This window comes from Enterobacter sp. NFIX58 (genome assembly GCF_900110475.1).
GTDB classification, from domain to species: domain Bacteria; phylum Pseudomonadota; class Gammaproteobacteria; order Enterobacterales; family Enterobacteriaceae; genus Enterobacter; species Enterobacter quasiroggenkampii.
This window is the reverse complement of the sequence record NZ_FODW01000003.1, coordinates 448,837-461,784: the sequence shown is the minus strand read 5'-3', so window position 1 is coordinate 461,784 and position 12,948 is coordinate 448,837. Positions and strand designations below refer to the sequence as shown.

Below are 12,948 nucleotides of genomic sequence, written 5' to 3'. Positions count from 1 at the left end.
GATGACGGGCTCGAACCGCCGACCCCCTCCGTGTAAAGGAGATGCTCTACCAACTGAGCTAATCACCCCCGCTGTGTGGAGTCGCATTATAGGGAGAGTTGAAAATGAGTCAACGCATTTTCTAAAGTTTTTATTCGTTCGTCGTAAAATTAAGCAAAACGATCGCGAAACGGGCAGTGGCGCATGATTTCTAAACAAAAATCGCAAACTCTGGCCCGATTCAGGGAACAACATTGAGGAATCGCCGCACAGTGATAGAATATTGCCCATCGTTTTTTCCCCAGGATTTGCCGATTGCCGGCATCTTTATAACGTAAGGCCATTTCATGAAAATCAAAACTCGCTTCGCGCCGAGCCCGACAGGCTATCTGCACGTCGGTGGTGCACGTACCGCTCTCTATTCCTGGCTTTTCGCACGCCACAACAAAGGTGAGTTCGTGCTGCGTATTGAAGACACCGATCTTGAGCGCTCCACGCCAGAAGCAATTGAAGCCATTATGGATGGGATGAACTGGCTGAACCTGGAATGGGACGAAGGTCCCTATTTCCAGACCAAACGCTTTGACCGCTATAACGCCGTCATTGATGAGATGCTGGTCGCGGGCACGGCGTATAAGTGCTACTGCTCCAAAGAGCGTCTGGATGCGCTGCGCGAAGAGCAGATGGCGAACGGTGAAAAGCCGCGTTATGACGGCCGCTGCCGCCATGACCACAGCGAGCATGCTGCTGATGAGCCTTGCGTCGTGCGTTTTGCTAACCCGCAAGAGGGGTCTGTGATCTTTGACGACCAGATCCGTGGCCCGATCGAATTCAGCAACCAGGAGCTGGACGATCTGATCATCCGTCGTACCGATGGTTCCCCAACCTACAACTTCTGCGTGGTGGTTGACGACTGGGATATGGAAATTACCCACGTTGTGCGCGGTGAAGACCACATCAACAACACGCCACGTCAGATCAACATTCTGAAGGCGCTGAATGCGCCGGTGCCTGTCTATGCGCACGTCTCCATGATCAACGGTGATGACGGCAAAAAACTGTCTAAACGCCACGGTGCGGTGAGCGTCATGCAGTATCGCGACGACGGCTATCTGCCAGAAGCGCTGCTGAACTATCTGGTGCGTCTGGGCTGGGCCCACGGTGACCAGGAGATCTTCAGCCGCGAAGAGATGATCGAACTCTTCTCTTTGAGCTCAGTCAGCAAATCCGCCAGCGCGTTTAACACTGACAAGCTGCTGTGGCTGAACCATCACTACATCAATACCATGCCGCCAGAATATGTGGCGACGTATCTGCAGTGGCACATTGAGCAGGCAAATATTGATACCCGCACGGGCCCTGAGCTGGCGGATCTGGTGAAACTGCTCGGCGAGCGCTGCAAAACGCTGAAAGAGATTGCTGAAAGCTGCCGCTACTTCTATGAAGAGTTTGATGCGTTCGATGCGGACGCCGCGAAGAAACACCTCCGCCCGGTTGCGCGTCAGCCGCTGGAAGTGGTGCGTGACAAGCTGGCTGCCCTCACCGAGTGGACCGCTGAGAATGTGCATCACGCCATTCAGGCGACGGCGGACGAGCTGGAAGTAGGTATGGGTAAAGTCGGTATGCCACTGCGCGTTGCGGTGACCGGTGCAGGTCAGTCTCCGGCGCTGGACGTAACGGTTCATGCCATCGGCAAATCACGCAGCGTGGCGCGCATTAACAAGGCGCTGGACTTCATCGCTGAACGTGAAAATCAGCAGTAATCACCTCTAAGAAAAAAACGGCAGGGTAACCTGCCGTTTTTTTTATGCCTCTTTTTCCGCGATACCCAGACGTGTAAGAAAACCGTGAATGCCTTCGCGTTTCAAAAAGGCGTCCAGACGCTTCTGTTCTGACGGCGTCATACTCTCCAGCGTCTCTATAATGCCCGGAGACAGGTTTGAAGAGGGGCCATTATAGGCAGACGTGGCCTCCGCGAGATGGTAAACCGCCTGACGGTTGCGGATCGCCGGGAGACTCATTATATGTTCCTTCACGCGTGCATCGACATGAATGAGCCGCGCGCGACCGCCTTTCACGCCGTTGAGCCCTTCGGTTTTCCACCCCTGCTGACGTATCCAGCGATTGACCGTTTGTCTGGCGACGCCCAAACTTTCCGCCAGCTCTTCCGTGGTCATTTTGCTCCGTAATCTTTTCATATCAGTCCCGATCGCGTATCCCTAAACGTTGCAACAATCCGGTGATCCCTTCCCGTAATAACAGCGATGTCATCTGCTTCTGCTCTTCCGGCGTCATTTCATTAGCCAGCGTCAGGAGGAGGGTATGAAGCGAACGATCATGGCTGGTGCCTTCTGGCAGTTCGGACGTTTCGCTTGCCCGACGTGCGCTGCGGATAAAGTCACGGACTTTTTCGTTCACATGTACCAGGCGCGCTTTTCCGCCCTGGACGCCTGGTTTTGGTGACGTAATCCAACCCTCTTTGCGTACCCATTTATTGATGGTCTGGCGGCTATAGCCAGTGAGCAGGGCTAACTCTTCTGGCGTCATTCGTTCCTTGATCATACAATTTCCTGAATATCTGTGGGGTTAATTAACGGCTCATTTTATAGCACCGTTTTACGTGAAAACGTGACAGGCTTAACTCCTGATTACGAGCACGCTCGCAAAGTGATTCATTTGCATGATTTTTCGGCGATCGAACGGCGGTCATTGATTTTGCCGTTGACACTCCGCAGCGGAATTCATATTATGCCGCCCGTCAACATGACAGCTTTACGATGGGGCTATAGCTCAGCTGGGAGAGCGCTTGCATGGCATGCAAGAGGTCAGCGGTTCGATCCCGCTTAGCTCCACCAAACTCTGAACCCAACAGAGTGCGGTCAGTAAAGTCACATGTGGGGCTATAGCTCAGCTGGGAGAGCGCTTGCATGGCATGCAAGAGGTCAGCGGTTCGATCCCGCTTAGCTCCACCAAAATTGTAAACCCTCGTCATATGACGAGGGTTTTTTTTTATCTGTTTGTAACGTCCATTACTGCATTTTGTTATCAAAAAGAAGGTATTCCTGTACCTCTCCTCAATCGACATCAATAAACCAGTCTATAAATAGACTTGAACTTGATTCGTGCAATTAATAAACCTATTATCCATCCGGTCAATGATTCGAACGGATAATATATTCCCCAATTTAATGAATAGAAAAACGTATAATAATGTAAAGATATTTATGATTGCCCTGGCACTTTGCCTGATTGCGGTACCTGTCTCCCGTTATCTCTCTCCGCGTGCAATTGTTAATGGTCATGACGTTTATTTAGCATGGTTGCCACTCAGCGTGATGCTGGCGGTAATTTTGATATTTGGGCGCCGGGCAATTCTTCCCATTGTGTTAGGTTTTACTGTCACTAATTTATTTTATGTTAATTTAGCACCGCTACAATATTCAGTTTTGCTTTTCTGTCAGACCTTTGCGCTGTTTGCGGCGTGCGGCCTGCTGCGCCTTATGCTGGGCAAGCGCTGGCGCCACAACATTCCTAACAAGCACATTGGGCTACGTATATTCTGGCTCGGTTTTATGGTGCCGTTAGGTATTAAGCTGTCGATGTATATGGCAGGCTATTTGTTTGATTTTCCGGTGACTATTTCAACCTATTTTGGCGAAGGAACGGTAATTTATAACGTTGTGGATATTCAAAGCCTGATATGCGCGGGGCTGATTTTTACTATGATGTTCTATTACCCATTAAGAATGATAATTAATCCTCGTTATGCCATCGCCTTCTGGCGGCGAAGCGTGAAGCCCGTGTTTTATCACAAGAATCCATTATATATTTTTGTCTGGCTGATGCTTTTAGGCTTCATTCTCGTCATTTTATGTGGTCCTTTTGAATCACCGGTCATTGCGGGTTATTTGATGCCGCTGATTTTTATTCTTTTTACCTTAGCAATAAGCCGCCTGACCTATGCGTTGATTTCTCTGCTGTGGGCCATCTCAGCGCTCCTGCTGTTGACCTACAACTACAACTTCCTTAACGGGGTGGAATCGGGCCATTCGCTCTCCTTTATCCTCTCCGTGCTGATCTCTTTCGCCATCTGCTTGCTTTACATGTCGCGAATTTACCAGCGCAGCGAGTGGCTGAAGCGGGGCTGGCAGGACAGGGCGCTGACCGATCCTCTTACCGGTTTGCCCAATATTCGCGCGCTGGAGGATTACCTTGAAATCCATCCGGATGCCAAAGTGTGCATTCTGCGCATGGACAATCTGGAGTTTTTGAGCCGCCACTACGGCATTATTATGCGGGTCCACTGCAAACGAACGATCGCCACGTCGCTTCAGCCGCTCCTGCAAAAAGATGAGCTGCTGTTCCAGCTGCCCGGAAGCGAGTTGGTGCTGGTCTTGCTCGGGCCGGAGATTGCTGAACGTCTCCAGCATATGGTCGATCGGCTCAACAGCAATAAGATTTTCTGGAACAACACCGGGCTGGATATTGAGTTTGGCGCGTCCTGGGGAATGGTCGAAAACGGCGAAAAGCTGCATCACACGCTGGGGCAACTGAGCTGGCTGGCAGAACAGGCCTGCGGAGAGCAAAACGTACTCGCGCTCACGAATAGCCTTGAGGCGGCCTCAGGACAGACGACAGAGCGTGTCCTGATGCTGGCTCGGATTAAGCATGCCCTGGAGGCGGGGCAGTTCCATTTGTATGCGCAGCCGATCCAGAAGGCGGACGGAAGTGGGTACTATGAAATCCTGACGCGTATGGAGAGCGAGGGGGAGATTATTACCCCTGACCGCTTTATTCCGCTGATTGCGCAGTTCAACCTCAGCCACCGGTTTGATATGTGCGTCATGGAAAAATTACTGATGTGGCTGCGCGATAACCCTGCAACGCACGCTGGCGCCCGTTTTTCCGTCAACCTGATGCCGCTGACGCTGATGCAAAAAGAGGTGGCGACCGAGATTTGCGCGCTGTTTGAACGGTACGGCGTGGCACCGCAGGCCGTCGTGATCGAGATTACCGAAGAGCAGGCATTCTCTAATTCAGGCTCGAGTATCAACAATATTCAGCAGCTGCGGGATTACGGTTTCCGGATCGCCATTGATGATTTTGGTACTGGCTACGCTAACTATGAGCGTCTCAGACGCCTGCAGGCGGACATCATTAAAATCGACGGCTGCTTTGTGAAAGACATTTGTACAGACGACATGGATGCAATGATCGTGCAGTCGATGTGTAATCTGGCAAAGACGAAATCGCTCTGCGTCGTCGCGGAATATGTGGAAACACCGGCACAGCGGGAGATGCTGCTCCGCTTTGGTGTGGATTACCTGCAGGGCTACCTGATAGGTAAACCCAAACCGCTGGAAGAATTGCGGGCATAAAAAAACCGGGAGCCAGGCTCCCGGTTTTTGTTTAACGATAAACGTTACAGAACCAGTGCCGCAATGGACGCGGACAGGACGCTCACCAGCGTAGAGCCATAAACCAGCTTCAGGCCAAAGCGAGAAACCACGTTACCCTGCTCTTCGTTCAGGCCTTTAATCGCACCCGCGATAATCCCGATGGACGAGAAGTTCGCGAAAGAGACCAGGAACACGGAGAGAATGCCTTCCGCGCGCGGAGAAAGCGTGCTGGCAATTTTCTGCAGATCCATCATCGCAACGAATTCGTTAGAAACCAGCTTGGTTGCCATGATACTGCCCACCTGCAGCGCTTCGTGAGCCGGAACACCCATCACCCATGCAACCGGGTAGAAGATGTAGCCCAGAATGCCCTGGAAGGAGATACCCAGCACCGCGGCGAACAGGGCGTTCAGGCCAGAAATCAGCGCAATGAAGCCGATCAGCATGGCGGCAACGATGATCGCGACTTTGAAACCGGCCAGAATGTACTCACCCAGCATTTCGAAGAAGCTCTGGCCTTCGTGCAGGTTTGACATCTGGATATTCTCTTCGCTGGCGTCAACGCGGTATGGGTTGATCAGCGACAGAACGATAAAGGTGCTGAACATGTTCAGTACCAGCGCAGCCACCACGTATTTTGGCTCCAGCATGGTCATATACGCGCCCACGATAGACATGGAAACGGTAGACATTGCGGTTGCCGCCATGGTGTACATGCGGTTGCGGGACATCTTGCCGAGAATATCTTTATACGCGATGAAGTTCTCAGACTGACCGAGGATCAGGGAACTGACGGCGTTGAAAGATTCCAGTTTACCCATGCCGTTCACTTTGGATAACAGGAAGCCAATTCCACGGATCACGAACGGCAGAACGCGGATGTGCTGCAGAATACCGATCAGCGCGGAGATGAAGACGATAGGGCATAGAACCTTCAGGAAGAAGAACGCCAGACCTTCGTCGTTCATTTTACCGAAGACAAAGTTGGTCCCTTCGTTGGCAAATCCGAGCAGTTTTTCGAACATTTCGGAGAAGCCTTTCACGAAGCCGAGGCCTACGTTGGAGTTCAGGAAGAACCACGCAAGTAAAACTTCAATGACCAGCAGTTGGACAACATAACGAATACGAATTTTTTTGCGGTCTGTGCTGACCAGCAATGCGAGTGCAGTAACGACAACAAGTGCCAGGACAAAATGAAGGACGCGGTCCATATTTGCTCCAAATATGAGGCAGGTTTAATTTTCGTGCACATTCTATGTAACAAGAGAAAAGAAAACGAGATCGAGGACACACTATAGTTACATCCTGTGACGAGTCTCAAAAATAGTGATCCACAATACATTTTTGTTATGTTAGGTAAATGAGTGAAAAGTTAAGTTTGTGTGCTAGTCTTCACAAAAGAGCCCGCGATTTGAGTTTCTGTTAGATCGCCCAGCTTACCCGCCCGTCTATCGTTCAAAGCTATCAGAGAAATCACTGCAAACTTCATAAATGATCTTGATAATCATTCTCATTTTGATAGCATTAAACATAGCAAAGGCTATATTTCAGAGGCAGAAATGACAAACAGTCGCGTAGAGGGTAGCAGTGGCAGAGCAGCGCGCAAGTTGCGGTTCGCATTAATGGGACCTGCGTTCATCGCTGCCATTGGCTATATCGATCCAGGTAACTTTGCGACCAATATTCAGGCCGGGGCCAGCTTCGGCTATAAGCTGCTGTGGGTGGTCGTCTGGGCTAACCTCATGGCGATGTTGATTCAGATGCTCTCCGCAAAGCTGGGGATTGCGACGGGTAAAAACCTGGCGGAGCAAATCCGCGACCATTATCCGCGTCCCGCCGTCTGGCTCTACTGGGTTCAGGCTGAAATCATCGCCATGGCTACTGACCTCGCTGAATTTATCGGCGCAGCAATCGGCTTTAAGCTGATTCTGGGCGTGTCGCTGTTGCAGGGGGCAGTACTGACCGGGATTGCCACGTTCCTGATCCTGATGCTACAGCGTCGAGGTCAAAAGCCGCTGGAGAAGGTCATTGGCGGACTGCTGCTGTTTGTGGCGGCGGCCTATATTGTCGAACTGATTTTCTCACAGCCGAATCTGGCGCAGCTCGCTAAAGGGATGGCGATCCCAAACCTGCCAACCTCGGAAGCGGTGTTCCTGGCCGCCGGGGTGCTGGGGGCGACCATCATGCCGCACGTGATTTATCTGCACTCCTCGCTGACGCAGCATCTCCACGGTGGGACGCGTAAAGAGCGTTACTCCGCCACCAAGTGGGACGTCGCGATCGCCATGACCATCGCGGGGTTTGTCAATCTGGCGATGATGGCAACAGCAGCCGCCGCTTTCCACTTTAACGGTCATACCGGTATTGCCGATCTCGACCAGGCGTATCTCACGCTGGAGCCGCTGCTGAGCCATGCTGCCGCCACGATATTTGGTCTTAGCCTGGTGGCTGCTGGTCTCTCTTCTACAGTGGTGGGTACGCTGGCAGGCCAGGTGGTGATGCAGGGGTTTGTCCGGTTCCATATTCCGCTGTGGGTGCGTCGCTCCGTTACCATGCTGCCATCATTTATCGTGATTCTGATGGGGCTCGACCCCACGCGAATTCTGGTCATGAGCCAGGTGCTGCTGAGTTTTGGTATTGCGCTGGCGCTGGTGCCGCTGCTGATCTTTACCAGCGATAAAACCCTGATGGGTGAGCTGGTCAACTCGACGCTGGTGAAACGGACCGGGTGGGCCATCGTGGTGGTGGTGGTGGCGCTGAACCTGTGGTTGCTGATAGGCACAGCGTTGGGGCTGTAAAAGAAAAAGGAGCCATGAGGCTCCTTTTTGCTGTTAGTCGTGGCCGTGGTGACCATGTCCGTGACCTTTGCCGCGACCCCAGCCGCCGCGACGGTCGTCACGATCCCGCCAGCCTTCACGGTAACCGCGTTCATAGGCGCTGTCTTTATACCAGCCGCGGTGTCTGCCGTTATCATGTTTCCACCAGCGGTCGCCGCGCCACTCATAGTGACGATGCCAGTAATCACGGTCGCGCCAGTAGCCGCCGTCCCAGTATCTGCCGTAGTCGTCACGATCGCCAATTTGTAATTTTACTGATGGCAACAGGGTGATTTCGCCCGCAGTGGCGATCAGCGGCGCCGAAGCCAGTAATACCGCTGCAAGAATCAGTGACCTGAACATACTCTTTCTCCTTCACGATCGGGGCCTTTGTTGGGCCTGTTAACGCAATTTTACGAGTTGGTAAACCTTCGTATCATCGCCTCAACTCCGAATTCCTGGGTTAGAGCACTTTTTGCTAAAAGTGGTGTTATTTTGAGCTGCTGAGGATCGCGTCTATGCGGGCCAATTCTTCCTCTGAGAAATGGCGGTTTGCCAGCATTCCCACGGCGTCATCAATCTGAGCCGCTTTACTTGCCCCAATCAGCACCGAGGTCACTTCCTCATGGCGTAATACCCAGGCCAGCGCCATCTGGGAGAGCTTCTGGCCGCGACTTTCTGCCAGAGCATTCAGCTTCCTGACTTTTTCCAGCTTCTCTTCGGTGAGCTGATCGGGTTTAAGGAACTGACTGCCGCTTGCCGCGCGTGAGTCTGCAGGAATGCCGTTCAGATAGCGATTGGTCAGTTGCCCGCCAGCCAGCGGCGAGAAGGGAATACAGCCGACCCCTTTTTCCTGCAACACGTCCAGCAGTCCCGCTTCCGGCGCACGTTCAAAGAGGGAGTATTTCGGCTGGTGGATCAGGCAGGGTGTCCCGAGGTCATTAAGGATATCAATCGCCTGGCGAGCCAGAACAGCCGGGTAGTTCGATAATCCGACATACAGAGCCTTCCCCTGACGCACCACATGGTCAAGCGCTTTCATGGTTTCCTGAAGCGGCGTTTCCGGATCTGGCCGGTGATGATAGAAGATATCCACATACTCCAGCCCCATGCGCTTCAGGCTTTGATCGAGGCTTGCCAGCAGATATTTGCGCGATCCCCAGTCGCCGTAAGGACCCTCCCACATGGTATAACCCGCTTTGGTGGAGACGATCAGCTCGTCGCGCCAGGGCAGGAAATCCTCCTGCAAAATACGGCCGAAATTACGTTCGGCGGATCCGGGAGGCGGGCCATAGTTGTTGGCAAGGTCGAAATGCGTAATGCCCAGATCGAACGCACGCTGTAAAAGTTGACGGCTGTTTTCGATAAGGGTGGCGTCACCAAAGTTATGCCACAGCCCAAGCGAGATGGCGGGCAACCTGAGCCCGCTTCGTCCGCAGCGACGATACTCCATTGTCCCGTAACGATTTTTGTCCGGCTGATAACCCATTTTCGTAACCTCTGGCGCTGAAGTGAAAAATCAGTGTATGCGTTTACATTTACGTGAAAAAAAGCAGCATAGCGCAGCCTTTTTTGTAAAGCATTCTTTCCATGTCCTTCTTATCGCCAATTCTGGACACCCATCACGCTTATTTAATACTCAAGGTGAGGTCAAAACATTAGAAGGATACCTGTTTATGCGTACCCCATACTGCGTCGCCGATTACCTGCTGGACCGTCTTACAGATTGTGGAGCCGATCATCTGTTTGGCGTGCCGGGCGACTATAACCTGCAGTTTCTCGACCATGTAATAGACAGCCCGGATATCTGTTGGGTGGGCTGTGCCAACGAATTAAACGCCTCTTACGCCGCTGACGGATATGCACGATGTAAGGGCTTCGCCGCGCTGCTGACGACATTTGGCGTAGGAGAGTTAAGCGCCATGAACGGCATTGCGGGCAGCTACGCCGAGCACGTTCCGGTCTTGCATATTGTGGGTGCGCCGGGGATGGCATCACAGCAAAGAGGGGAGCTGCTGCACCATACGCTGGGCGACGGTGAGTTTCGTCACTTTTATCATATGAGCGAGCCGATCACCGCTGCACAGGCGATCCTGACCGAACAAAACGCCTGTTATGAAATCGACCGGGTGTTAACGACCATGCTCCGGGAGCGTCGCCCCGGCTATCTGATGCTGCCTGCCGACGTGGCAAAAAAAGCCGCCACCCCTCCTGTAAACGCTCTCACGCTCCGGCATACGCATGCCGACAGCGCCTGCCTGAAAGCATTCCGGGATGCTGCAGAAAACAGGCTTGCCAGGAGCAAGCGTACGGCGCTGCTGGCCGATTTCCTTGTCCTGCGCCATGGCCTGAAGCATGCGCTACAGAAATGGGTCAAAGACGTGCCGATGGCACACGCCACCATGCTGATGGGCAAAGGGATATTCGACGAGCGTCACGCTGGTTTTTACGGCACCTACAGCGGTTCGGCGAGCGCTGGCGCGGTAAAAGAGGCGATTGAAGGGGCGGATACCGTACTGTGCATCGGCACGCGATTTACTGATACCCTGACCGCCGGCTTCACGCATCAGCTTACCCCGGCGCAGACGATAGAAGTTCAGCCTCATGCCTCACGCGTTGGTGATATCTGGTTTACCGGCATCCCCATGCTTCAGGCAATCGAAACGCTGGTGGAGCTGTGCAAACAGCACGTGCACGAGACGCCCGTGGCGTCCTCTCAAAGCGCGATGGCCTACCCGCAGCCGGATGGCTCGCTGACGCAGGCGAATTTCTGGCAAACGCTGCAGACGTTTATTCGTCCGGGAGACATCATTCTTGCGGATCAGGGCACCTCGGCCTTCGGCGCGATCGACCTTCGTCTGCCGGCTGATGTGAATTTTATCGTCCAGCCGCTGTGGGGATCGATTGGCTATACGCTGGCGGCGGCATTTGGCGCACAAACGGCCTGCCCGAACCGGCGCGTGATTGTTCTGACGGGGGATGGCGCGGCGCAGCTCACCATCCAGGAGCTCGGCTCGATGCTGCGGGATAAACAACACCCCATCATTCTGGTCCTTAACAACGAAGGGTATACGGTGGAAAGAGCGATCCATGGGCCTGAGCAGCGGTATAACGACATTGCGCTATGGAACTGGACGCAAATCCCGCAGGCACTGAGCCTTGATCCTCAGGCCCAGTGCTGGCGGGTCAGTGAAGCGGAGCAGCTGGCGGACGTCCTTGAAAAAGTGGCGCATCACGAGCGGCTCTCGCTGATTGAGGTGATGCTGCCGAAAGCCGATATCCCACCGCTGCTGGGGGCGATCACCAAAGCGCTGGAAGCGCGCAATAGCGCCTGATTATTTGTCGTTTCGCCAGGCCATCATCATCGGTTTGCCCGCCAGCAGGAGCCAGGCGGGCAACATCACGATACAAAGCAGAGGGAAAAGCGTCGAATCCGGTACGACGACCGCCGCCATAAACAGGCTTAGCCACGCGTCGCGCGTGACCACCAGAACCAACCCCAGAATAGAACAAGAGACGGTAATCGCCGCCGGGACCGCGTCGACATGCTCGTGCAGCATCAGCCCCAGCGCGACGCCGACAAAGACCGCCGGGAAGATACGCCCACCACGGAAACCGCAGGCGGCCGCTACCACCAGCGCTGCCAGCTTGATCACGGCAAACAGCAGATAGTCGGAGACGCTAAATATCTGGCTGAAAGCCAGCTGCTGCATCTCGTCCAGCCCTTTAAACAGCGTCACCGGCCCGCCGATTGCGCCTAAAATACCGAGGATCAAACCGCCAGCTCCCAGAATTAACACCGGGTGTTTGAGTCGATGCATCAGCCGGTGCAGACGTGGAAGACACCATACTGCCACCATGCCCAGCGCAATGGCGATGGCGACGACGATGGCGCCGCTGAAGATATCGGCGATTTGCATCTGGCCGTAGTGGGGCAAGGAGAGTGAAAAATGGGGATGGAAAAACAGGCTGGTGGTCAACGCCCCGGCGGCGGCGGCCATCAGCGGAGCAAACAGTTTATCCCAGAGCGGGACATCGTTATTGCTACTGAGCGTCTGCGAAAAGATCAGTGCTGCCGCCACGGGCGTGCCGAAAAGCGCCCCGATGGTGCCTGCTGAGGCGAGAATGGTCCAGTCCAGCGCGCCGACGCGGGGCAAAATGCGTGAACCGAGAAAAACTGCCAGGCCAATATTCACGGCCATAATCGGATGCTCTGGCCCCAGGCTGACACCGCCGGCCAGACCGAGAATCAACGCGATAATCAGCCCCGGCAGTGCCGAAGGGGAAACCGGGGCACCAATCAGCGGTTCCTGCGCCGGGTCTGGTCCAGCATGGCCGGGACTGAAACGGATCACCAGGCCCACCGCAATACCGGTTAACGTCAGCATCCCAACGATCCAGGCAGGAGAGTCAGCGGTGACGCCCAGTCCTGCAGGAAGCGCGTTCCATAATAGTGTTTGCAGCACCGACGCGACTTTCATCACGACGATGAGCACCAGACTTGAAACCACGCCAATGATGAGCGCCGGAATGGCCAGCAACAGCATGGTTCTGGCTCGCGGGTGGAGCATGATGATTTCCTTGTACAAAACGGTATGACGTTACTTTGCACATTAAGCCTTATGGCAATAGTGCAAAAGGTGCTGAAACGGTAAAGTTATTCTGTGACGAAGATCGATAATCCATGGGCATTCACCTTCCGGTCGTTGTTGTTATCACGCCTTGAATTTACAGTGTCCCAAAGATTTATTCTG

At 53.7% G+C, this 12,948-nt stretch carries 10 protein-coding genes and 2 tRNA genes; 6 read left to right on the top strand and 6 right to left on the bottom strand.

What is annotated here, in order from left to right:
* The first annotated feature begins 326 nt into the window (after positions 1–326).
* Positions 327–1,742, top strand: a complete 1,416-nt coding sequence (gltX, locus tag BMW97_RS15485) for a glutamate--tRNA ligase (RefSeq protein ID WP_045909401.1) — start codon at positions 327–329, stop codon at positions 1,740–1,742.
* 42 nt (positions 1,743–1,784) lie between these two features.
* On the opposite strand, the gene BMW97_RS15480 is transcribed toward gltX, so the two are convergent.
* On the bottom strand, positions 1,785–2,177 hold the full coding sequence (locus BMW97_RS15480) for a YfeC-like transcriptional regulator (RefSeq protein WP_045909400.1): 393 nt from the start codon (positions 2,175–2,177) through the stop codon (positions 1,785–1,787).
* Position 2,178: 1 nt separating this feature from the next.
* Positions 2,179–2,541 carry a YfeC-like transcriptional regulator gene (locus tag BMW97_RS15475; protein ID WP_045909399.1) on the bottom strand — a complete coding sequence of 121 codons (363 nt, stop codon included), beginning with the start codon at positions 2,539–2,541 and terminating at the stop codon, positions 2,179–2,181.
* 217 nt (positions 2,542–2,758) lie between these two features.
* Between BMW97_RS15475 and BMW97_RS15470 the strand changes: the two genes are divergently transcribed.
* The 3 genes from BMW97_RS15470 (at position 2,759) to BMW97_RS15460 (ending at position 5,357) form a co-directional block, all read left to right on the top strand.
* Positions 2,759–2,834, top strand: a tRNA-Ala gene (locus tag BMW97_RS15470).
* 41 nt (positions 2,835–2,875) lie between these two features.
* Positions 2,876–2,951: transfer RNA gene (locus BMW97_RS15465), tRNA-Ala, on the top strand.
* Positions 2,952–3,167: 216 nt separating this feature from the next.
* On the top strand, positions 3,168–5,357 hold the full coding sequence (locus BMW97_RS15460) for an EAL domain-containing protein (protein ID WP_045909398.1): 2,190 nt from the start codon (positions 3,168–3,170) through the stop codon (positions 5,355–5,357).
* 44 nt (positions 5,358–5,401) lie between these two features.
* On the opposite strand, the gene BMW97_RS15455 is transcribed toward BMW97_RS15460, so the two are convergent.
* Positions 5,402–6,589 (bottom strand): NupC/NupG family nucleoside CNT transporter, encoded by a 1,188-nt coding sequence (locus BMW97_RS15455; RefSeq protein WP_045909397.1) that lies wholly within the window; start codon positions 6,587–6,589, stop codon positions 5,402–5,404.
* A gap of 348 nt (positions 6,590–6,937) precedes the next feature.
* On the opposite strand from BMW97_RS15455, the gene BMW97_RS15450 reads away from it, so the two are divergent.
* Positions 6,938–8,176 carry an Nramp family divalent metal transporter gene (locus BMW97_RS15450; RefSeq protein ID WP_045909396.1) on the top strand — a complete coding sequence of 413 codons (1,239 nt, stop codon included), beginning with the start codon at positions 6,938–6,940 and terminating at the stop codon, positions 8,174–8,176.
* Positions 8,177–8,209: 33 nt separating this feature from the next.
* On the opposite strand, the gene BMW97_RS15445 is transcribed toward BMW97_RS15450, so the two are convergent.
* Together BMW97_RS15445 and mgrA are read right to left on the bottom strand one after the other, a co-directional pair.
* The gene (locus BMW97_RS15445) at positions 8,210–8,557 is read right to left on the bottom strand and encodes a DUF2502 domain-containing protein (RefSeq protein ID WP_045909395.1); all 348 of its coding nucleotides are present in this window, start codon (positions 8,555–8,557) and stop codon (positions 8,210–8,212) included.
* Positions 8,558–8,684: 127 nt separating this feature from the next.
* Positions 8,685–9,683 carry an L-glyceraldehyde 3-phosphate reductase gene (gene mgrA, locus BMW97_RS15440; RefSeq protein ID WP_045909394.1) on the bottom strand — a complete coding sequence of 333 codons (999 nt, stop codon included), beginning with the start codon at positions 9,681–9,683 and terminating at the stop codon, positions 8,685–8,687.
* A gap of 187 nt (positions 9,684–9,870) precedes the next feature.
* Here mgrA and ipdC point away from each other — a divergent pair, with 187 nt between their 5' ends.
* A complete protein-coding gene (gene ipdC, locus BMW97_RS15435; RefSeq protein ID WP_045909393.1) occupies positions 9,871–11,529 on the top strand; it encodes an indolepyruvate decarboxylase in 1,659 nt (552 codons plus the stop codon).
* On the opposite strand, the gene BMW97_RS15430 is transcribed toward ipdC, so the two are convergent.
* Positions 11,530–12,765 (bottom strand): ion channel protein, encoded by a 1,236-nt coding sequence (locus BMW97_RS15430; RefSeq protein ID WP_045909392.1) that lies wholly within the window; start codon positions 12,763–12,765, stop codon positions 11,530–11,532. It lies immediately after the preceding gene.
* Positions 12,766–12,948 lie beyond the last annotated feature (183 nt).